The organism is Streptomyces rimosus (genome assembly GCF_008704655.1).
GTDB lineage: Bacteria > Actinomycetota > Actinomycetes > Streptomycetales > Streptomycetaceae > Streptomyces > Streptomyces rimosus.
Map to the genome: position 1 here is coordinate 7,128,595 of NZ_CP023688.1, position 21,978 is coordinate 7,150,572.

The 21,978-nt window shown below is 71.5% G+C and carries 16 protein-coding genes; 9 read left to right on the top strand and 7 right to left on the bottom strand.

Translation table 11 applies throughout. The features are described from left to right. Window positions 1–62: 62 nt before the first annotated feature. Entirely contained in the window at window positions 63–1,937 is a 1,875-nt protein-coding gene (locus CP984_RS31080; RefSeq protein WP_226048719.1) for a hypothetical protein, read from the bottom strand. 82 nt (window positions 1,938–2,019) lie between these two features. On the opposite strand from CP984_RS31080, the gene CP984_RS31085 reads away from it, so the two are divergent. Next, the gene (locus tag CP984_RS31085) at window positions 2,020–2,658 is read left to right on the top strand and encodes a nucleoside/nucleotide kinase family protein (RefSeq protein ID WP_003983908.1); all 639 of its coding nucleotides are present in this window, start codon (window positions 2,020–2,022) and stop codon (window positions 2,656–2,658) included. Window positions 2,659–2,948: 290 nt separating this feature from the next. After that, a complete protein-coding gene (locus tag CP984_RS31090) occupies window positions 2,949–3,545 on the top strand; it encodes a DUF1349 domain-containing protein (protein WP_030184118.1) in 597 nt (198 codons plus the stop codon). Between the two features lie 21 nt (window positions 3,546–3,566). On the opposite strand, the gene CP984_RS31095 is transcribed toward CP984_RS31090, so the two are convergent. From CP984_RS31095 to CP984_RS31105, 3 genes are all read right to left on the bottom strand, one after another. Beyond that, window positions 3,567–4,109, bottom strand: a complete 543-nt coding sequence (locus CP984_RS31095) for a DUF1697 domain-containing protein (RefSeq protein WP_003983906.1) — start codon at window positions 4,107–4,109, stop codon at window positions 3,567–3,569. Between the two features lie 95 nt (window positions 4,110–4,204). Further along, window positions 4,205–4,885: a methylated-DNA--[protein]-cysteine S-methyltransferase gene (locus CP984_RS31100; RefSeq protein WP_003983905.1), complete on the bottom strand. Its 681-nt coding sequence runs from the start codon at window positions 4,883–4,885 to the stop codon at window positions 4,205–4,207. Between the two features lie 101 nt (window positions 4,886–4,986). Further along, window positions 4,987–5,868, bottom strand: coding sequence for a glycerophosphodiester phosphodiesterase family protein (locus CP984_RS31105; protein WP_003983904.1), 882 nt, complete (start codon window positions 5,866–5,868; stop codon window positions 4,987–4,989). A 607-nt stretch (window positions 5,869–6,475) separates the two neighbouring features. Between CP984_RS31105 and uvrB the strand changes: the two genes are divergently transcribed. From uvrB to CP984_RS31130, 5 genes are all read left to right on the top strand, one after another. Beyond that, window positions 6,476–8,608, top strand: a complete 2,133-nt coding sequence (gene uvrB / locus CP984_RS31110) for an excinuclease ABC subunit UvrB (protein WP_003983903.1) — start codon at window positions 6,476–6,478, stop codon at window positions 8,606–8,608. A gap of 582 nt (window positions 8,609–9,190) precedes the next feature. Beyond that, window positions 9,191–9,769 (top strand): TerD family protein, encoded by a 579-nt coding sequence (locus CP984_RS31115; RefSeq protein ID WP_003984931.1) that lies wholly within the window; start codon window positions 9,191–9,193, stop codon window positions 9,767–9,769. Between the two features lie 56 nt (window positions 9,770–9,825). Beyond that, window positions 9,826–11,865, top strand: a complete 2,040-nt coding sequence (locus CP984_RS31120) for a TerD family protein (protein WP_031024663.1) — start codon at window positions 9,826–9,828, stop codon at window positions 11,863–11,865. Between the two features lie 348 nt (window positions 11,866–12,213). After that, complete coding sequence (locus CP984_RS31125; RefSeq protein WP_003984933.1) at window positions 12,214–13,218, top strand: TerC family protein; 1,005 nt, start codon at window positions 12,214–12,216, stop codon at window positions 13,216–13,218. A gap of 272 nt (window positions 13,219–13,490) precedes the next feature. After that, on the top strand, window positions 13,491–13,955 hold the full coding sequence (locus CP984_RS31130) for a lamin tail domain-containing protein (protein WP_003984934.1): 465 nt from the start codon (window positions 13,491–13,493) through the stop codon (window positions 13,953–13,955). A 47-nt stretch (window positions 13,956–14,002) separates the two neighbouring features. On the opposite strand, the gene CP984_RS31135 is transcribed toward CP984_RS31130, so the two are convergent. The 3 genes from CP984_RS31135 to CP984_RS31145 all read right to left on the bottom strand — a co-directional run bounded on the left by CP984_RS31135 (window position 14,003) and on the right by CP984_RS31145 (window position 17,332). Further along, window positions 14,003–14,659, bottom strand: coding sequence for an MBL fold metallo-hydrolase (locus CP984_RS31135; RefSeq protein WP_003984935.1), 657 nt, complete (start codon window positions 14,657–14,659; stop codon window positions 14,003–14,005). Window positions 14,660–14,668: 9 nt separating this feature from the next. Further along, the gene (locus tag CP984_RS31140) at window positions 14,669–15,439 is read right to left on the bottom strand and encodes a maleylpyruvate isomerase family mycothiol-dependent enzyme (protein ID WP_003984936.1); all 771 of its coding nucleotides are present in this window, start codon (window positions 15,437–15,439) and stop codon (window positions 14,669–14,671) included. Between the two features lie 132 nt (window positions 15,440–15,571). After that, a complete protein-coding gene (locus CP984_RS31145; protein WP_003984937.1) occupies window positions 15,572–17,332 on the bottom strand; it encodes an FAD-dependent oxidoreductase in 1,761 nt (586 codons plus the stop codon). 48 nt (window positions 17,333–17,380) lie between these two features. On the opposite strand from CP984_RS31145, the gene CP984_RS31150 reads away from it, so the two are divergent. Together CP984_RS31150 and uvrA are read left to right on the top strand one after the other, a co-directional pair. Then, the gene (locus CP984_RS31150; RefSeq protein ID WP_003984938.1) at window positions 17,381–18,052 is read left to right on the top strand and encodes a TetR/AcrR family transcriptional regulator; all 672 of its coding nucleotides are present in this window, start codon (window positions 17,381–17,383) and stop codon (window positions 18,050–18,052) included. A 473-nt stretch (window positions 18,053–18,525) separates the two neighbouring features. Beyond that, entirely contained in the window at window positions 18,526–21,594 is a 3,069-nt protein-coding gene (gene uvrA, locus CP984_RS31155; protein ID WP_003984939.1) for an excinuclease ABC subunit UvrA, read from the top strand. Window positions 21,595–21,978 lie beyond the last annotated feature (384 nt).

Consider the following 21,978-nt stretch of genomic DNA (forward strand, 5'->3'; position numbering starts at 1 on the left):
GGAACCGGCCGTGAGGCAGCTGGCACGGCCGGCCTTGAGAGGGGGAGTGGTTACGGAGGGCTTCAGTCGGGAGGAGTGATCGTCACCCGGAGGTGGTGGGTGGCGTCGCCCGTCACCACGGTCAAGCCGTCGAGGAGGTCTTCGAAGGGCTTGCCCCGCTCGTACCAGGCGTAGAGGGCCGAGGCGTACACGGCCGGATCGCACCGGTCGCGGCGGCCGTCCGGACCGGACGCCGCGGTGAGGGTGACGAGGCTGCCGTCCGGGACGCGTACGAGACAGGTGTCCGGCGCGGTGACACATGCGGCCATGGCGCAGTGCCGGTGGCGGCGCATCGCTTCCTGCGTCCAGACCGCGGGCTCGGGCTGGGAGTCGTGGAGTACCAGGTCGGCCAGGGGCAGCCGGGTGCTGTCCGGCGCGTCCTCGTGGATGGCGGTGTGGGACGCGACGACCTGGGGAGTGGTCTGGCCGGTGGGAGCGGGTGGGGACGCAGTCGTAGACGGATCCGAGGGCGCGTACGGGCCCGAGCCGACGTCCGCGTAGCGGGTGACGGTTATCTCGGGTGGTGCGGTGGGGCGGCGATCGCGCAGGTGGGTCAGGACTTGGAGGGGAGTGCGAAGGGGCGTGGCCGGCGGCACGGCGGTGGTGGGCTCGCCACCGTGGGCAGGCGCGAGCAGACGTGGCAGATAGGCGGGAGGGCTTGGTTCGGACAGGCCGATGAGGCCGTAGAAGGTGCGCCGGAGCAGGCCGGCCGAGGCGCCGGGGGCGGAGCTGGCCAGGGCGGTGAGCTGGGCGTACCGGTCCGGGTGGTGGCCGGTCAGCAGCTTCTCGAGCTGGGGGAGCAGTGGCTCGTACGGGTGGAGCCGGGGCGCCGTGCGGCCCAGCTCGGCGACGGGTGAGGCCGGGTCCAGGTCCTGGGCCGGGAATGCGCCGAGGAGTACGGGCGTACCGATGGCGGCCGCGTAGTACGTCACGCTGCCGTGGTCGCCGATGACGGCGTCGGCGGCGGCCAGGACCTGCCGCCAGGGGCCCAGCGGAGGGACGACGGTCAGCCCGGCGTACTCGGCGTGCCGCAGCCAGGCACGGACCTGGCCGGGGCCGTGCCCGTGCCAGATGTTGGGGTGCAGGACGGCGCAGCGGCGGTAGCCGTCGACGGGCAGTTCTCGGGCAAGGCTGTCCAGGAGCCAGGGGAGGACGTCGTGCGTGTCGCCGAACAGGGAGCGCGGCCCCCAGGTGGAGTTGACGACGATGAGGCGCTGACCGGCGGCGACGCCGAGGGCGCGGCGGAAGTCGTCGCGGTGAGGGAGCGTGGCCAGCAGGCGATCGAAGCACGGGTCACCGGCGAGTACGGCCGTACGGGCAGCGGGCGGGCAGACGCGGCGGAGGCGGGTGAGCTGCTCGGGGTGGGACAGGACGGTCGCCGTGGCAATGGGCTTCCCGTCGCGCAGTAGCCACTCCGGCGAGAGCCCGAAAACCGGCGCCCGCCCAGGCTCCGCCCCCGACCCGGGCCCCCAGCGCCCGGTGTCCGGTGTCCGGTGTCCGGTGTCCGGTGTAGGGAGCCTCTTATTGTAGCCAATGCCGTGTGACAAGATGGCCAACTTCCCCTGAATCAGGTGAAGTTCGCCGCCGTAGCTGGCGCTGATCGCCAGGTCCACCGGCGTCTCGGCAGCCTGCTCCCACGGCAGGACGGGCAGTCCGGCGTTCGCCAGCAGCTCCGGAACGCCGTGCAGGTAGGGCGACGATCCCGTACACGTGGCCAGGCACTGGACGCGCGGGTCGGCGTCGAACAGGGGGAGGACGTCCAGCAGGCGGGTGGCGGAAGTGACGTTGTGGACCACGAACAGGACGCGCGCGGCTCCGGCCCGAGTGGACCACTGCGGCCCTTCCGGACCGACCGGCACCCGCAGCCACCTCTGCCCGTCTGCTATCGCTTCCCCCACGCGTCTCACCCTTCACCCCTGGCTCGACCGGCCACCCTAACCGGTGCGCCGGTCCGGACGTCCCGCCCGGCAGAATGAAGGAGTGCGGCTCGAAGCGATCACCTGGGAACGACTGACCGACGCGCTGGCCGAGCGCATCAGCGCGGCGACGCCGGTGGACGGCGGTCCGTGGCTGCGCGTCGCGGTCGACGGGTCGCCGGCCGCCCGTACCGGGGAGGTCGCCGAGCGGCTCGCGGAAGCGCTGCGGCTGCGCGGCAGGCCCGTACACGTCGTCGCGGCCGACGGCTTCCTGCGCCCGGCCTCTCTGCGCCTGGAGTACGGCAAGGAGGACGCCGACGCGTACTACGACGAGTGGTTCGACCGGCAGGCGCTCTGGCGGGAGGTGTTCACCCCGCTCGACCCGGGTGGCACGGGCCGGGTGCTGCCGGACCTGTGGGACCCCCGTACGGACCGGGCGACGCGCAGCCCGTACACCGAACTGCCGCCGGGCGGCGTGCTGCTGTTGCACGGGCCGCTGCTGTTCGGCCACTGGTTCCCCTTCGACCTGTCGGTCCACCTGAAGCTGTCGTCCGCCGCGCTGGCTCGCCGTACGCCGGAGGGGGAGCGGTGGACGCTGCCCGCATTCGCGCGGTACGAGGACGAGGTGCGGCCGGAGGAGGTCGCCGACATCGTGGTGAAGGCGGATGACTCGAACCGTCCGGCGTGGAGTGGGGGTGGCTGAGAGGGTGGTGCTCCCTTGAGGGAGGCCGCTAAGAAGGGGGCGTCTTCAGGGCGGCTGCGGGTGGTCCCCCTTTGCCGTCAGCCTAGGGCGTGCCACTGACAACTGGGGCGGGGGCTGGGGCTGTTGGCCAGGGCTGGGGCCGGAGTTTGGGGGTGGTTTTGGGCCTTGGGCGGGATCTGGGCCTCGGTTGGGACCTGAGGCTGTGTCTGGGCCTGGGCCTGGGCTTGGGGCTGGAAGTGGTGTTGGGATGCGGAGTGTGGGACGGCGGAAGGGGGCTGTGCGTGGAGGAGATGGATTGGGGTGCCGGTCGGGCTCGGTGGCTGAATCCGCCGCCGGAGGTGTGGTGTGAGGGCGGGGCTGCCGGTGGTGGGTCGATGGTTGTCACGGCAGCTGAGGGGAGCGACTTCTGGCGGCGGACCGGTTATGGCTTCGTCCGGGACACCGGGCATGCGCTGCTGGCGCCGTTTCCCGCGGACTCGGCCGTCGAGGTGTCCTTCGTCGCCGCCTTCGACGAGCTGTACGACCAGGCCGGGGCGATGGTGCGGGTGGACGCGCGCACGTGGATCAAGGCCGGGGTGGAGATGAGCGACGGCGCGCCGCAGGTGGGCGCGGTGGTCACCCGCGAGTGGTCGGACTGGTCGCTGGCGCCCGTACCGGCGTGGGCGGGGCGCGAGGTCACGGTGCGCGTCAGCCGCAGCGGCGACGCGCTGACCGTACGGGCGCGGCGCGAGCAGGAGCCGTGGCGCATGGTGCGGCTGGCGCCGCTGGACCCGGACGCCGTGGCGTACGCCGGGCCGTTCTGCTGCTCGCCGCAGCGGGCGGGCCTGAAGGTACGGTTCACCCGCTTCGTGGCGGGGCCGGCCGACGCGTCCCTGCACTGCCCGTAAGAGGTGAGGACCCGCGCCCTGTCAGGCGTCGGCGAGGGCGAGCAGCTTCGTCACCGTGTTCCAGTTGCGGGCCGTGGCCGTCACACCGAGGCGGGCACGGGAGACGGCGTCGGCGAGCTTGGAGCGTCCGACGCCGTTCGGGCACCACATGTAGAGCTCGCGGCCGATCAGCCGGAGCTGGTCGGGGGCGTACGCACCGGAGCCCAGCTGCTTCAGCGGGGACGGGTCGGCGGGGGCGTCGGACAGGAACGTCACGTGGAGGGTCTTGGGCTCGGCCTCTGCCTGCGGGAAGGGGTTGGCCGCGACGGCGGCGGCCAGCTCGTCGCGCGTACGGACCACCACGGGGACCGGGAAGCCCAGCTCATCGGCGATCCGGGCCTCGATCCGGCGCGCCGTCTCCGCGGGCGGTGTGCCGGGGTCGGCGAAGACGATGTTGCCGGTCTGGAGGAGGACCGTCATGTCCCGGTGGCCCAGGGCCGCGAACAGTTCACGCTGTCGCGCCATGGGGAACTTGTTGTGACCTCCGACGTTGATGCCGCGGAGGAGGGCGATCTGGCGGGGCATGACGGGTGCGGGCCTTTCGCGCGGAGGGCGGGGGATAGGGAGAGGGCAGGCTTGAGTGGGAGTACGGAGGGCGCCGGACTCAGACCGTAGGGACTTCAGAAGAGGGGCTGCGGGAGGACACCCTCCAAGGCCAGCAGGTGCCGCTTGGTGTCCAGGCCGCCGCCGAAACCGCCGATCCCGCCGTCGCTCGCCACCACCCGGTGGCAGGGGACGACGACCGGGAGCGGGTTGGAGCCCATGGCCGCGCCCACCGCGCGGGCGGCGCCCGGCTCGCCGACCCGGTCGGCCAGGTCCTGGTAGCCGACCACCGTGCCGTACGGGACGTGGGCGGCCAGCTCGCGCAGCACCCGTTCGTTGAAGCCTGCGGACAGCGACCAGTCCAGGGGGACGGTGAAGGCCCGCAGACCACTGTCGAAATAGCGGGCCAGCTCGTCAGCTGCCGTGGTCAAGTGGGGTATCTCCGGCAGCGGTTCGCGGCCGAACGCCAGTCGCAGGCGGGTCAGCGACCTGCGGACGACCCGCTCGTCGGAGTGGAAGGCGACCAGCGCCAGCCCCTCGCGGGTCGCCGCGAGCAGCAGCGGGCCGATGGGGGTGTCCAGCACGCGCCAGGCCCAGTCGCGTGGCTCCCGAGCCCGGAGCGCTTCATCCGGCTCGGCCGGCTTCGGCTCATCCTGTCCGGGCCGGTCCGGTGACTTCTGCTCGGGCGGCTCCTCGGGGCCGGGCCGCTCCTGCTGCCCGGCCCGGTCGCCCCGCTGATCCCGCTCTGTGTTCGTCACGGCATCAGCCTATGACCCGCCACTGACAACGCCCCCGGAACCGCGGCGGGCGGCGGTTCCGGGGCGTCGTCGGCTACGGGCGGGCGGCAGGGGCCGCCGGACTACCGGCCGGTCTTCTCCAGGGCGTTGCGGACGACGTCCGGCTTGTTGCTGATGATGCCGTTCACGCCCTGGCCGGCGGCCTTGACCGCGTTGGCGGCGTCGTCGATGGTCCAGGTGAAGACCTCCAGCGGGCGGCCGTGCGGGCCCTTCACCTTGTGCACGGACGCGACGTACCCGGCGTCGATCGACTTGTACTGGGGGTTGATCTGGTCGGCGAACGCCGCGTACTTGGGCAGTTCGGCGGCGGCCGGCGTACCGAGGAAGCCCGTCTTGATGTCGGGCCGCAGGCTGTGCACCTTCTTCACCGAGTCGGCGCTGAAGCTCTGCACGACCAGCCGGCGCTTGACGTGGTCGCGGTCCAGCCAGCCGTCCTCACGCAGCTCCTTGAGGATCTGCCGCTCGATACCGGGGTAGAGCTCGGGCGACTTGATCTCCAGCAGCAGGTTCTGGTCGTTGTCCTCGACGGTGTCCATGTAGTCCTCCAGCGTCGGGACGCGCTCACCGGTGAACTTCGGGCCGAACCAGCTGCCCGCGTCCAGCTTCTCGATCTCCGCGAGCGTGAAGTCGGCGACGTTCCAGGGGGCGCGGCCCGGGAAGACCTGCTCCACGTTGGTCGTCCGGGCGAGCGAGGTGTCGTGGAGGACGACCAGTTCACCGTCCTTGGTGCGCTGGACGTCGTTCTCCACCCACGCGAAACCGAGGTCGGCGGCCGCGTCGACGGCGGCGAGCGTGTTCTCGGGCGCGTACGCGGAGGCGCCCCGGTGGGCGACGGTCACCACCGTGCGGTGGGCGCCGGCGGCCTGGGCGCTCGAGACGGGGAACAGGGACGCGGTCAGGCCCACGAGCACACCGGCGACAGTGGCGACGGAGCGGAAACGCATGCGGACTCCTAGTGACGACGTGATGGCGAGCGCGTACGGGGGTGGGCCGGCGCGGGCCCACCGGAACGGGCCGAGGTCACGGCACCGGCCGGATGGGCCGGGAGTGCAGCCGGGAACCGCCGGAACGCCCCCGGTGAACGAGGTGGATTCGGGGTGGGACGCGCAGAGGGTCGCAGTCTGGACGTACCGGGAGACAGGCGCCGGATGGACAGAAACTGAACGAGAAGCGACCTGTGGTCCGTGTTTGAACGCCCGGATCGCGTGATCTCCTCAAAAAGCACGCAACATACACACGTGCCGCGCGCGCCCCGGGGCGCGGAGCCCCGGCCTCCGCGCCCGCCGGCCGGGATATCGGCCCGCCCGGCCCCACTGTCCGGTTCTGGCCCTGCGCCCGCCGCGTCCCGGCTCCTTGCCGCCTCCGCGCGGCCCGGCCGGATTCGGTTCCGGCTTCGGTCCTGGCGTGGCGGAGGCCGAGCCGGTCCGGCCGCCTCCGCGCGGGCTCCTCCCCGGCCGCCGAGCCATGCCGTTCCCGCCGACCGAGCCGACAGAACCGCTGGTCGGAGCGTTCTCCGGCCGATTGTCAGTGGGGGGTCGTACGGTTGATGACATGCGGCCCGTTTCCAAGATCGAACGCACGGTGGCGCCCTTCGAGGTCGTCAGCCCCTATCAGCCCAGCGGCGACCAGCCGGCGGCCATCGCCGAGCTCGCGCAGCGCATCAGCGGCGGTGAGAAGGACGTCGTCCTGCTCGGCGCGACCGGTACCGGCAAGTCCGCGACCACCGCGTGGATGATCGAGAAGCTGCAGCGCCCCACCCTCGTCATGGCGCCCAACAAGACCCTCGCGGCCCAGCTCGCCAACGAGTTCCGCGAGCTGCTGCCCAACAACGCCGTCGAGTACTTCGTCTCGTACTACGACTACTACCAGCCCGAGGCGTACGTCCCGCAGTCGGACACCTACATCGAGAAGGACTCCTCGATCAACGAGGAGGTCGAGCGGCTGCGCCACTCTGCGACGAACTCCCTGCTCACCCGGCGGGACGTGATCGTGGTCGCCTCGGTGTCCTGCATCTACGGCCTGGGCACGCCCCAGGAGTACGTGGACCGCATGGTGTCGCTCAAGGTCGGCGACGAGATCGACCGCGACCAGCTGCTCCGCCGCTTCGTCGACATCCAGTACACCCGCAACGACCTGGCCTTCACCCGCGGCACGTTCCGCGTCCGCGGCGACACCATCGAGATCTTCCCGGTCTACGAGGAGCTCGCCGTCCGCATCGAGATGTTCGGCGACGAGATCGAGGCGCTGTCCACCCTCCACCCGCTCACCGGCGAGGTGATCAGCGAGGACCAGCAGCTGTACGTCTTCCCGGCCAGCCACTACGTCGCGGGCCCCGAGCGCATGGAAAAGGCCATCGCCGGGATCGAGGCGGAGCTGGCCGAGACCCTGGCCACGATGGAGAAGCAGGGCAAGCACCTGGAGGCCCAGCGGCTGCGCATGCGCACGACGTACGACATCGAGATGATGCGCCAGGTCGGCTCCTGCTCCGGCATCGAGAACTACTCGCTGCACATGGACGACCGCGCCCCCGGCAGCCCGCCCAACACCCTCCTGGACTACTTCCCGGACGACTTCCTCCTGGTCATCGACGAGTCGCACGTCACCGTCCCGCAGATCGGCGCGATGTACGAAGGCGACGCCTCCCGCAAACGCACCCTGGTCGAGCACGGCTTCCGGCTGCCGTCCGCCCTCGACAACCGGCCGCTGAAGTGGGAGGAGTTCCTGGGGCGCGTCGGCCAGACCGTCTACCTCTCGGCGACGCCCGGCTCGTACGAGCTCTCGCGGTCCGACGGGTACGTGGAGCAGATCATCCGCCCGACCGGCCTGGTCGACCCCGAGGTGATCGTCAAGTCCACCGAGGGCCAGATCGACGACCTGGTCCATGAGATCCGCACCCGCACGGAGAAGGACGAACGGGTCCTGGTCACGACCCTCACCAAGAAGATGGCCGAGGACCTGACGGACTACTTCGTCGAGCTCGGCATCCAGGTGCGCTACCTGCACAGCGACGTGGACACCCTGCGCCGCGTCGAGCTGCTGCGGGAGCTGCGGGCCGGCGAGTACGACGTCCTGGTCGGCATCAACCTGCTGCGCGAGGGGCTCGACCTGCCCGAGGTGTCGCTGGTGGCGATCCTGGACGCCGACAAGGAGGGCTTCCTGCGCTCGGGCACGTCGCTGATCCAGACCATCGGCCGGGCCGCGCGTAACGTCTCCGGCCAGGTCCATATGTACGCGGACAAGATCACCCCGGCGATGCGCAGGGCCATCGACGAGACCAACCGCCGCCGGGAGAAGCAGCTCGCGTACAACAAGGAGAACGGCATCGACCCGCAGCCGCTCCGCAAGAAGATCGGCGACATCGTCGCGACCCTCGCGCGCGAGGAGATCGACACCCAGGAGCTGCTGGGCACGGGCTACCGCAAGGCGGCCGACGGCAAGGACGCCAAGGGCAAGGCACCGGTGCCCGCGCTGGGCGGAAAGGCGGCCAAGGGCAAGGCCGCGAAGGGCGCCGCCACGCCCACCGACCGGCCCGCCTCCGAACTGGCCGAGCTGATCGAGGAAATGACCGACCGGATGCGGGCCGCCGCGGCGGAGCTGCAATTCGAGGTGGCCGCCCGGCTGCGCGACGAGGTCGGCGAACTGAAGAAGGAACTGCGGCAGATGAAGGAGGCGGGGCTGCGGTGAGCTGAGCCGGGCCCCGGGAGGGGCCCGGGAGGGGTGGGGTTCGATCAGGAGCCAGGAGCCAGGAGCCAGGAGCCAGGAGCCAGGAGCCAGGTTCGGTTCGGGGGCGAGGTTCGGTTAGGGGGCCGTCCGGTTCGGGGCTCGGGGCGAGGTGAGGCGTCCCGGCCGTCGGCCCCGGGGGTGTGGCCGGGGTGACGTGCTGCTCGCAGGCGGTGACGCGCCGCCTGTGTGGCGAGGCTGTTGGTGCGGGGGTGCGGGGGTGCGGGGGTGCGGGGGTGCGGGGGTGCGGGGGTGCGGGGGTGCGTGTCCCCGTCCGGGGCAGTGGGTTGTCGTAGCGCCGCGTTGCCGGGAGCTGGGGGCGGGACGGGAAGGGAGCGTCGGCGGAGTCAGGGGCGTGGGCGGGGTCAGGGGCCGGCACGGGGAGGGGCGTGGCTGGGGCGGGAAGGATGGCCCCCAAGCCCGTCCGTGTTGCAGGAACGCCACAAAGCCCGGGGTGGGTGCGTGGTGGAAGGCGGGCCTGCATAGGGTCGGGGGAAGCCGTCGGGGAGGCGGCAACGGGGAGAAACAGAGCGAGAGGGGCAGCACGTGTCGGTCAACTTGTCCAAGGGGCAGGGCATCAGCCTGACGAAGTCGGACGGGGGAACGCTGACCGCCGTACGGATGGGGCTGGGCTGGCGGTCGGCGCCCCGGCGTGGCCTGTTCGGGTCGCGCACCCGGGAGATCGACCTCGACGCCTCGGCGGTGCTGTTCGCCGACAAGCAGCCGATGGACGTCGTCTTCTTCCAGCACCTGATCAGCGACGACGGGTCGGTGCGGCACACCGGCGACAACGTGGTCGGGGGCGCCGGGCAGGGCGGGGACGACGAGGCGATCCTGGTGGACCTGGCGCGGGTACCGGTGCACATCGACCAGATCGTGTTCACGGTGAACTCCTTCACCGGGCAGACCTTCGCCGAGGTGCAGGACGCTTTCTGCCGCCTCGTCGACGAGACCACCGGCCAGGAGCTGGCCCGCTACACCCTCACCGGCGGCGGTGACTACACCGCGCAGATCATGAGCAAGGTGCACCGTTCCGGCAACGGCTGGCAGATGACCGCTATCGGCGAACCGTCCCACGGCCGTACGTTCAAGGACGTGGTCCCGGCGATACTGCCGTACCTGTAAGCACGCACCGGGCCCCGTCGGCGGGCGGGGCGCACGAACACCACGGGGGAACGACGATGACGGCCGAGCTTGTCCGCGGGCAAAACCACCCACTGGACCGGACCCGTTTGGAGATCAGGATCGCGGCGGGCGGGCCCGTCGTCTCAGGGGTGACGCTCGCCGACGAGCGGGGCGCCCTCACGGGCGTCGAGGCCGTCGCCCACCCGGGCGCGCCGCGCCGTACCGGCATCGAGGTCCCCCGGCAGGCCGCCGCCGAGCACCGGATCGCGGTGGACCTCGACGCCCTGGCCGCCGACGTGCACCGGGTCAGCGTGCTGCTGGCGTTGCCCGTCGGCATCGGCGGACCGGCGGACTTCGGGGCCGCGGCAGCCCCGTTCGTCACCGTCACCGGCCTCGACGGTACGGGCATCGCCAGCTACACCCTGACCGACCTCGGCGCCGAATCGGCCGTCGTGGCGGTGGAGTTGTACCGCAGGCAGGGCGCCTGGAAGGTGCGTGCCGTGGGGCAGGGGTACGCGGGCGGGCTCGGGGCGATGCTCCAAGACCAGGGCCTGCCGCAGGCCGCCGAACTGGCCGCGGAGATCCAGGAAGCGGTACGCGACGGCCTCGCACGCTCGATACCGGCCCCCGACCCGGCGCCCACGCCCCCGGCAGCCGCAGCCCCGGCAATCACGCCCCCGGAAGCCGCAGCCCCGGCATCCACGCCCCCAGCGAACAGCACCCCCACCCCCATCAACTACCACCACCCGAACCGCCGCCCCACCGCCCCACCGCCTCCCCAGAACACCCCAGCCCCCACCCCCACCGAAGCGCCCCATACCCAAGCCCCCCACCCCGAAGCACCCCCCACCCCAGTAGCCGGCGACGCCCCAGGCCGTACCGCGGACGAGCGCCTCTACAACCAGGTCTGGGGGATCTTCGAGGATCTGTCCCGGACCGTGGCCGCCTACCGCAGTGCCATGGACTTCGCCCAGTCCCGCCTGGCCAAGGAACTGGACGCGGTGAACGCCGATTCCCGCAACCGTGTCGGCCCCGCCGCCGACGCCGCGCGGGCCGCCGCGCACGACAAGCACGCCCGCCTCGCGGCCCAGGCCCGTGAGGTGCTCGACCGGGACCTCGCCCAGCTCACCGCCGAGGCCGGGGTGGTCGAGCCCGCGCTGCCGCCCGCCCTCGCGGACTGGAGCAGCCCCGTCTGGCACGGCTACCGGGTCCCGGGCGACTATCCGATCGCCGTACGCCTCGGTGACCTGCGCCTGCCGGAGTGCCCGGACCTGCGCGTGCCCATGCTCGTGCGGCTGCCGATGAACCGCGGTCTGTGGATCGACAGCGGAACGCCCGCCATGTTCCGCGGCGAGGGCGCCCCCGACGGGTTCGCGGACAGCTTCGGACCGGACGCTTTCGGATCGGACGCCTTCGGGCCGGACGGTTTCGGCAACGGCCCGGACGGCGGCGAGCCGCTGGACGCCGCCGAGGTACGGCGCCGGGCGCTGGACACCGCCGTCACCCTCGCCGCCCGCCTGCTGGCCGCCCACCCGGCCGGCGAACTCACCCTCCAGGTCATCGACCCGGCCGGCGCGGCGGCTCCCGCGCTGGCGCCGCTGCTGGAGACGGGCGCGCTCCGCGAGGCCCCGGCCGCCGGGGCGCAGGGCGTGGCCGCGGTACTCGGCGAACTGACCCGGCGCGTGGACCTCGTACAGATGGCGGTACGCAACCAGGCCGCCGAGTCGCTGCCGCCGGACCTGGACACGGCGGAGCAGCTGCTGATCGTTCACGACTTCCCGCACGGCTTCGACGACCGCGCCGTCAACCAGCTCCGCTACCTGGCGGACGAGGGCCCGTCGGTCGGCGTGCACCTGCTGATGGTCGCGGACCGGGCGGAGGCGCGGGAGTACGGGCCGGTGCTGGACCCGCTGTGGCGCTCCCTGCTGCGGATCACGCCGGTCCCCGACGCCCACCTCGCCGACCCCTGGGTCGGGCACGCCTGGACGTACGAGCCCTCGCGCGTACCGGAGGGGAGCCAGATCCTGCGCCAGGTCCTGACCGACCTGGCCGAGGCCCGCCGGGCACGCGGCCACAGCCGTACGAGCGAGAGCTGAGACCCCCAGGAGTGCGCGGCCACAGCCGTACGGGGGAGAGCTGAGACCCCGCCGGGCACGCGACCACAGCCGCACGAGGCAGCCTGCCCCCAGAGAGCCCTCACAGAAATCCCCAGCACGCCCCCGACCAGCCCATTTACTCAACCCTTTACTTCACATTGCCTTTCCTTTACCCTTTGAGTGCGGAGGGGAGTATTCCTGCGCGACGTTCCCGTCATCACGGATCACACCACTGACGCGATCCCGGGACGTCGGCCCGGCTCGGGGAGCGCCAACGGTGTTCTCGGGTGGAAGAGACCTCCGGCAGCGACGACGCTGTGAGTGCCGTACGACTCTGCCGGAGGAGCAGTGGACGTTTCCCTGACCCTATGGGTGCTGACCATCGTCGGTCTGTGCGCCCTGATCACCGCCGATTTCTTCATCGGCGGACGCAAACCGCACGAGGTCTCCCTCAAGGAGGCCGGGATCTGGACGGCCGTCTGGATCGCCCTTGCCGCGCTCTTCGGGCTCGGCCTGCTGGTCTTCGGCGGCGGGCAGCCGACGGGAGAGTTCTTCGCGGGCTTCATCACCGAGAAGTCGCTGAGCGTCGACAACCTCTTCGTCTTCGTCCTCATCATGGCGAAGTTCGCGGTGCCGACGATCTACCAGCAGCGGGTGCTGATGGTCGGTGTGCTGATAGCGCTCGTGCTGCGCGCCGGGTTCATCGGCGCGGGCGCCGCGATCATCGCCAACTTCTCGTGGGTCTTCTACATCTTCGGCGCGTTCCTGATCTGGACGGCCTGGAAGCTCATCCAGGAGGCGCGTGCGGAGGAGCAGGACGAGGAGTTCGAGGAGAACCGCTTCCTGAAGATGGTCGAGAAGCGGTTCCCGTCGACCGACAAGTACCACGGCACCAAGCTGTTCGTCGTCGAGAACGGCAGGCGCCTGATGACGCCGATGCTGATCGTCATGCTGGCGATCGGCACCACCGACGTGCTGTTCGCGCTGGACTCGATCCCGGCGATCTTCGGCCTGACCCAGGACCCGTACATCGTCTTCACCGCCAACGCCTTCGCCCTGATGGGTCTGCGGCAGCTGTACTTCCTCATCGGCGGGCTGCTGAAGAAGCTGGTGCATCTGTCCTACGGGCTGTCGGTCATCCTCGGCTTCATCGGTGTGAAGCTGGTGCTGCACGCCCTGCACGAGTCGGGTGTGAACGTCCCCGAGATCAGCATCCCGGTCTCGCTCGGCGTCATCTGCGCCGTCCTCGTCATCACGACGCTCACGAGCCTGCGGGCCTCGAAGAAGCAGGCGAGGGCGGAGGCGGAGGCCGCCGCGGCGAAGGAAGATGCCAAAGACGCCATAGACGTCTGACCCGTGGTGCGGAGACGGGCGGCCGCCCGTCCCGGCGCGTTCGGGGAGGTCACGACACATTCGGGGAGGTCCCGCGAGTACACCGCGGGGCCTCCCTCGCCGTTGCGGGGCATATGCGGTCGGCATCCGTGCCGCATCCGTACGGCATGCATGCAGAACGGATCCCCCCGCGCCCCGCCAACCCGTACAGTGCGCGCATCATCGACCGCGCGCCCGAACGGACCCCGAGGCACCTGAGGCCCTCCGGCGCGCACCGTCCCGAGGGGGGACCCATGCGTCACCGCAAGGCAGCCACCGCAGCCGCACTCGCGATAGCCACGACGGCCGGAGGACTCGGGGGGCTCGTCACGGCGGCCCCGGCCTCCGCCGCCGGGTCCGTGCACCTGGCGAAGATCTACTACAACAGCCCCGGCAGCGACAACCGTTCCAACGCCAGCCTCAACGCCGAGTGGGTGCAGATCAAGAACTCCACCTCGCGCGCCGTCAGCCTCAAGGGCTGGAAGCTGACCGACGCCTCCCGGCACGTGTACACCTTCGGTACGTACACCCTGGGCGCGGGCAGGACCGTGACGGTGCACACCGGCAAGGGGCGCGACACCGCGGCCCACCGCTACCAGAACCGCCGCGCCTACGTGTGGGACAACACCAAGGACACCGCGACCCTCACGAAGGCGTCCGGCGCGCGCGTCGACAGCTGCGGCTACAACAACGCGCGCCGGTCCTACGTTACCTGCTGACGGACGGTCCGCCGGGCGGCCGGGGCGACCGGCCGCCCGTCAGGACCTCACCAGCCGCGTTCGCGCCACTCGGCGAGGTGCGGGCGCTCCGCGCCGAGCGTGGTGTCCGAGCCGTGGCCCGGGTAGACCCAGGTCTCGTCCGGCAGCCGGTCGAACAGCTTGGCCGAGACGTCGTCAAGGAGGCTGGCGAACTGCTCCGGGTCGTTCCAGGTGTTGCCGACGCCGCCCGGGAAGAGGCAGTCGCCGGTGAAGACGTGCGGGTGCCCGTGCGGGTCGTCGTAGATCAGCGCGATGCTGCCCGGCGTGTGGCCGACCAGGTGGCGGGCGGTCAGCCGGACCTCGCCGACGGCGATGGTGTCACCGTCCTCGACGGGCACGTCGGTCGGTACGGGGATGCCCTCGGCGTCGTACCGGCCCGCGTACGTACGGGCGCCCGTCGCGTCCACCACCTCGCGCAGCGCGCCCCAGTGGTCACCGTGCCGATGGGTGGTCACCACGGAGGCGATGCCGCTGTCGCCGATCAGGTTGAGGAGGGTGCGCGGCTCGGCGGCGGCGTCGATCAGCAGCTGTTCGCCGGTCGCGCGGCAGCGCAGCAGATAGGCGTTGTTGTCCATCGGGCCCACCGCGACTTTGGAGATCATCAGGTCGGCCAACTCGTGCACGTCGGCCGGTCCGCCGACCTTCACTGCTCCCGTGTAGCTCATGCGCCCACCCTAAAGCGGGGGAAGGGCCGGAAGCGGGCCGCCCCGGGTGTCGAGTCCGGTGCCTTTGGCGCGGCCGGTGAGCCAGCCGACCAGTTCGGCGGGCGGCCCGGACACCACCACGTACGGGACGTCCCCGGTGTCCTCGGTGACCACGCCGGTGTGCTCCGTGCGGCCGGTACGCCACCGCCGTCCGTCGGGGGCGCGCAGTTCCATGGCCGGTACGTCGATGTGGCCGGCGAACTTCACACCCGTCATGAACGCCAGTTCCGCGTCGACGAAGGCGGTCGGCAACTGCTCGATGCCGTAGCCGACGCCGAGGTCGATACGGTGCAGCTCGACCTCGACCAGACGGCGGAACGGCAGCCGGGCGGCGCGTTCGATGACGCCGTTGCGCATTTCCAGCTCGTACGGGAGGCGGGCGGGCGGCAGCGCCGCCACGGCCGCGTCGAAACGCTCGGCGCTGGAGCGCAGGTCGTCCAGGTGCACGGCGAGCGGCCGGTCGGCGCCGGCGGCGATGTCGGCGTCGCGGGCCTCGGCGCCGGCGTACATCGGGGTGCGGACGCCGGTACGCGCCCAGGTCAGCAGGTTGACCAGGGCATCGGCGTTGCGGGCCACATGGGCGAGGACATGGCCGCGGGTCCAGTCGGGCAGCAGTGACGGTTCTCCGATCGCCGCGTCGTCCAACTTCCCGGCGGAGTCGAGCAGTCGGTCGGTCGCTTCACGGACGGCGGCGGCGTCCTGCGCGAAATCCGGTGTGGCGGGGGGCGCGTTGTCGGTCATGGTCCGAAGCTAGCGCCGCGGTGGCCTCCGTGGGAGTCGGTCCGCACGGATACAGGGGTACGCGGGCGGCGCGGACAGCGCGGCACGGCCCCGGCCGGGCCCGCGCGAACGGACCGGCCGGAACCGCGGCCGTCAGTCAGCCGTTCCGCCGGGAGTGCCGCCGGGAGCGCCGAACCACCGGCGCAACGCGTCCTCCAGAGCGGCCAGTTCGTCCGCCGTGCAGGTGGCGGCGGGAGCCGTACGGGTGGCGGTCGCCGTACCGGCCGTACGAGCCGGGGCTCCGTCCCCGTCAGCCCCCGATCCGGCCTTGTCAGCGCCCGCTCCGCTACGCGACTCGCCCCGCAGCGCGTCCTCGTCCGTACCCGCGCCCCACGCCACCACGCCGTCCGGCCGCACCAGCAGCCCGGCCAGTTCCGGCCGGTCCGGGCAGCGGGTGGTCACCACGCGCAGCCGGCCCTCGTATCCGGCGGCGTACTCGGCGGCCCGGCCGGCCGGTCCGGGGTCGTCGGTGAGGACGAACAGCAGCGCCCGCCCGTCCTCCAGGTGCGCGCCGAGCCGGGTGCCGTTGGCGAAGACCAGGTCGGGGGCGCTGCGGCCGGTCAGCGGGTGGTCGCCGGGCAGGTCGTAGCGGTGCCACACCCCGGAGATCTTCTTGGCGAAGTACGTGGTGCCGGTGACCGTGCCGGTCAGGTCGGTGATCACCTTGCGCAGCGCGCGGGAGTGCGGCGTCGGCCGCATCACCGCTATCTGGGCGCGGGTCCACTCCAGCACCCATGCGCCGACCGGGTGCCGCTCGGCGGTGTAGGTGTCCAGCAGCCCGTCGGGGGCGTGGCCCAGGACCGTCGCGGCCAGCTTCCAGCCCAGGTTCATCGCGTCCCCGATGCCCAGATTGAGCCCCTGGCCGCCGAACGGCGGGTGTACGTGCGCCGCGTCACCGGCCAGCAGGACGCGCCCGCGGCGGTACTCGGTGACCTGGCGGGTGTTGTCGGTGAAGCGGGTGGCCGTGTTCACCTTGGTGACCGTGACGTCGGTCCCCGACACCTTGCGCAGGCTCGCCTGGACCTCCTCCAGGGTGACGGGGGCGGAGCGGTCCGCGGGCGGGCCGTCGAACTCGACGGTGAGGATGCGGCCGGGCACCGGGCCGTGGCTGTAGATGCCGGTCTCCGTCTCGTTCCAGCCCATGCCGAGCTTCTCGGCGCCGGTCATCTCCACCAGCGCCTGGCGGCCGGTGATCTCCGGATCGGTGCCGGGGAAGGGGAACCCGGCGAGCCTGCGGACCGTACTGCGTCCGCCGTCGCAGCCCACCAGCCAGCCGGCCCGCAGTTCCTCCCCGCCTGCGTCACCGGCCTCTCCGGCCTCGCCGACGTGCACCGTCACGCCGTCCGTATCCGTGTCGAAGCCGGTCAGCTCCACGCCGCGGCGCACCTCGACGCCGAGTTCGGCGGCGCGCTCGGCGAGCAGCCGTTCCAGTGCCTGCTGTGACACGAAGCCGATCTCGTCGGCCGGTCCGGCGTGGTGGAAGTCGGAGTCGGATGTGTCCAGCAGTTCGGCGCGCAGCATGATGCCCGCGAAGTGTCCGGCGAACCTCGGCGCCGGGCGTACGGAGCTCGCTCCGGCGGCCTGCCGCTGCCGTACGAAGGAGTGGAACCGGCCGAACGCCTCCTTCTGCAAGTCGGCGAGCGCGGGCAGCATGCCGCGGCGGTAGAAGGCTTCCGCGGTGGGCGTGTTGATGCCGCCCGCCTTGATCGTCTCGTCCACTGCGGTCAGGCGCTCCAGCGCGACCACCCGCACCCCGCGCAGGGCGAGTTCGCAGGCGAGCATCAGTCCGACGGGCCCGGCGCCCGCGATCACCACGTCCGTTCGGGGAGCGGTTCCCCCGGTGTTCTTGTTCATGCGGCTGATTGTAGTCACTAAAAATTTGTTTCGGCTAAAATCCTGGTCATGGCTGATCAGGCGGACAGGGCGGAGCGTGGCGGTGGCCGGGCGGGTGCGGGCGGCGACGGGCTCTCGCTGCGGGAGCTGAAGAAGATCCGGACCCGTGAACGGATCTCCGGCGAGGCCACCCGGCTCTTCGTCGCGCGCGGCTTCGAGCAGGTCACCGTCGCCGAGGTGGCCCGCGCCGCGGAGGTCTCGACGATGACGGTCTTCAACTACTTCCCCCGCAAGGAAGATCTCTTCCTCGACCGCATCCCCGAGGCGTTCGAGCTGGTCACGCGCGCCGTACGGGAACGGGGTGAGGGCGTCGCGCCGCTGGAGGCGCTGCACCGCCTCGCGCTCGACCTGCTGGAACAGGGGCACCCGCTCGCGGGCGTGGGGTTCTGGGACCGCCACTGGTGGCAGGTGCTGGTGGACTCCGCGGCGTTGCAGGCCCGCGGGCGCGAGGCTCTGGAGGAGTTCGAGAACACGCTCGCCGGGTTGTTCGCGGAGGCCGGGGGAGCCGGGCCCGACGAGCACGGGCCGAGGCTGGCCGCCGCGCTGACCGTGGCCGCGTACCGCTCCGTGTACGCGACGGTCATCCGCCGGCAGATGGCCGGCGTTCCCGTCGAGAAGATCGCCGCGGAGCAGTGGGGGCTGCTGCAGCACACGTACGACGTGCTGTCGCGGGTGCTGTAGGGCGGGCAGTGCTCGCGGCGGGGGCGTGGCGGGGCCGGGCGGTCCGGAAATCGAACAGCGGCTGCCGTGGCCGTGACTTCGGACACCTTCGTACGGTGCCGGTTTTCGCCCCTGCGGGCCCGGGGGCGGCGGGAACCGGGGATGCCGGAGGGGCGTGGGTGAAGGGGGGAGCGGCCTGTCGATGATCGGCAGGAAGAGAGGCGGGCCGTCGTGTGTTGTCCAGAGGCGACCACACGTTCGGGTGAAGCGCGGCAACGGACGCCGTAATTCGAATGCGCGTGCTATAGGCTCGTGTGTGGCATCAAAAAGACATCGCCGCGGCAGTCCCCATACCCTGGGGCGGGGGCTCGCCCAGTTTCCGCGCCCACCCGGCCCGGCGACCGGCAGCGACCGGCTCGTCCGACCGCCGCCGTCAGGGCCGCACGCAGCTGGGCCGCGGCCTCCCGCCCCTCTCCAGAAAGGTGCCGACCGGCGTGGCCGACCGTCTCATCGTCCGTGGCGCTCGCGAGCACAACCTGCGCAACGTCTCGCTCGACCTCCCCCGGGACTCCCTCATCGTCTTCACGGGGCTCTCCGGGTCGGGCAAGTCCTCGCTCGCCTTCGACACGATCTTCGCCGAGGGGCAGCGCCGCTATGTCGAGTCGCTCTCCTCGTACGCCCGGCAGTTCCTCGGGCAGATGGACAAGCCCGATGTGGACTTCATCGAGGGCCTGTCCCCCGCGGTCTCGATCGACCAGAAGTCGACCTCGCGCAACCCGCGCTCGACGGTCGGCACGATCACCGAGGTCTACGACTACCTCCGCCTGCTGTTCGCCCGTATCGGCAAGCCGCACTGTCCCGAGTGCGGTGACCCGATCGCCCGGCAGTCGCCGCAGGCCATTGTCGACAAGGTCCTGGAGCTGCCCGAGGGCAGCCGCTTCCAGGTGCTGGCCCCGCTCGCGCGCGAGCGCAAGGGCGAGTTCGTGGACCTCTTCTCCGACCTCCAGACCAAGGGCTACAGCCGCGCCCGCGTCGACGGCGCCACGATCCAGCTCTCCGACCCGCCCAAGCTCAAGAAGCAGGAGAAGCACACGATCGAGGTGGTCGTGGACCGCCTGACCGTCAAGGACAGCGCCAAGCGGCGGCTGACCGACTCCGTCGAGACCGCCCTCGGCCTGTCCGGCGGCATGGTCATCCTCGACTTCGTCGACCTGGACGAGGACGATCCGCAGCGCGAGCGGATGTACTCGGAGCACCTGTACTGCCCGCGCGACGACCTGTCGTTCGAGGAGCTGGAGCCCCGCTCCTTCTCCTTCAACTCGCCCTTCGGCGCCTGCCCCGACTGCACCGGCATCGGCACGCGCATGGAGGTCGACCCCGAGCTGATCATCCCGGACGAGGAGAAGTCCCTCGACGAGGGCGCCGTCCACCCCTGGTCGCACGGCCACACCAAGGAGTACTTCGGCCGCCTGGTCGGAGCCCTCGCCGACGCCCTCGGCTTCCGTACGGACATCCCCTGGGCCGGGCTGCCGCAGCGCGCCAAGAAGGCCATCCTCAACGGCCACCGCACCCAGATCGACGTCCGCTACCGCAACCGCTACGGCCGCGAGCGCTCGTACACCACCGCGTTCGAGGGTGCCGTTCCGTTCGTCAAGCGGCGCCACCAGGAGGCGGAGAGCGACAGCAGCCGCGAGCGCTTCGAGGGCTACATGCGCGAGGTGCCCTGCCCGACCTGTGAGGGCACCCGGCTCAAGCCGATCGTCCTCGCGGTCACGGTCAAGGGCCGCTCGATCGCCGAGGTCTCGGCCATGTCGATCAGCGACTGCGCCGACTTCCTGCGCGAGATGAAGCTCGACGCCCGTGAGAAGAAGATCGCCGAGCGGGTCCTCAAGGAGGTCAACGAGCGGCTGAAGTTCCTGGTCGACGTCGGCCTGGACTACCTCTCGCTGAACCGCGCCGCGGGCACCCTCTCAGGCGGCGAGGCCCAGCGCATCCGGCTCGCCACCCAGATCGGCTCCGGCCTGGTCGGCGTGCTCTACGTCCTGGACGAGCCGTCCATCGGCCTCCACCAGCGCGACAACCACCGCCTCATCGAGACGCTGGTGCGGCTGCGCGACATGGGCAACACGCTGATCGTCGTGGAGCACGACGAGGACACGATCAAGGTCGCCGACTGGGTCGTGGACATCGGCCCGGGCGCCGGCGAGCACGGCGGCAAGGTCGTGCACAGCGGCCCCATGAAGGAGCTGCTGGCCAACAAGGACTCGGTCACCGGGCAGTACCTGTCCGGCCGCAAGGCCATCGTGACGCCCGAGGTGCGGCGGCCCGCCGACCCGAAGCGGCAGCTGACGGTGCACGGCGCGAAGGAGAACAACCTCCGCGACATCACCGTCTCCTTCCCGCTCGGCGTGCTCACCGCGGTCACCGGCGTCTCCGGCTCCGGCAAGTCCACGCTGGTCAACGACATCCTGTACACCCACCTGGCCCGCGAGCTGAACGGCGCCAAGTCGGTGCCCGGCCGCCATGTGCGGGTCTCCGGCGACGACCAGGTGGACAAGGTCGTGCACGTCGACCAGTCGCCCATCGGCCGTACGCCGCGCTCCAACCCCGCGACGTACACCGGTGTCTTCGACAACATCCGCAAGCTGTTCGCGGAGACGATGGAGGCCAAGGTCCGCGGCTACATGCCGGGGCGCTTCTCCTTCAACGTCAAGGGCGGCCGCTGCGAGAACTGCGCGGGCGACGGCACGATCAAGATCGAGATGAACTTCCTGCCGGACGTGTACGTGCCGTGCGAGGTCTGCCACGGCGCGCGCTACAACCGGGAGACCCTGGAGGTCCACTACAAGGGCAAGTCCATCGCCGAGGTCCTGGACATGCCGATCGAGGAGGCGCTGAGCTTCTTCGAGGCCGTCCCGAGCATCGCCCGGCACCTGAAGACGCTCACCGAGGTCGGGCTGGGGTACGTCCGGCTCGGACAGTCCGCGCCGACCCTCTCCGGCGGTGAGGCGCAGCGCGTCAAGCTCGCCTCCGAGCTGCAGAAGCGCTCCACCGGCCGCACGGTCTACGTCCTGGACGAGCCGACCACCGGTCTGCACTTCGACGACATCAGCAAGCTGATCAAGGTGCTGTCCGGACTGGTCGACAAGGGCAACTCGGTCATCGTCATCGAGCACAACCTCGACGTGATCAAGACCGCGGACTGGATCGTGGACATGGGCCCCGAGGGCGGCAACGGCGGCGGCCTGGTCGTCGCCGAGGGCACCCCGGAGCAGGTCGCGGCCGTCCCGGCCAGCCACACCGGCAAGTTCCTGCGCGACATCCTGGGCGACCGGGTCAGCGACGCGGAGCCGACCCTGGCCGGCGGGCCGAAGAAGCGCGCGGCGAAGAAGACCGTCGCCGCGACGAAGGCGCCGGCGAAGAAGACCGTCTCGGCGAAGACCGGCACCAAGACGGCCGCTTCGAAGACGACGGCGAAGAAGACGACCGCCAAGCCCCCGGCCGCCAAGAAGACGGCCACCAAAACGGCCGCCAAGAAGGCGACACGGGCCCGCCGGGTCTGACACCGCCGCCGGACGGCCGACGGGCCGCTGTCCCACCCGTGAGGGGAGGGGCGGCGGCCCGTCGTCGTGGGGCGGGCGGTCAGGCCCGGTCGCCATGGGGTGGGCAGTCCGTCCGCCGCCGTAGGCTCGGCGGGAGGGACCGCCCGTATCACCGTCAACGGCTGTGCAGTCCGCCGCCGCGTAGGCCGGGCGGCCGGGGCCGCTCGTACCAGCGTTACGGCTGAGCTGCCCGCCGCCGCGTGGCCCCGGCGACCTGGGGCTGCCCGTACCACCGTTACGGCTGCGCATCCCGCAGCCGCGTAGGTCCCGGGCGGCCGGGACCGCCCCGTACCACTGTTACGGCTGTGCTGCCCGCCGCCGCGTGGCCCCGGCGACCTGGGGCTG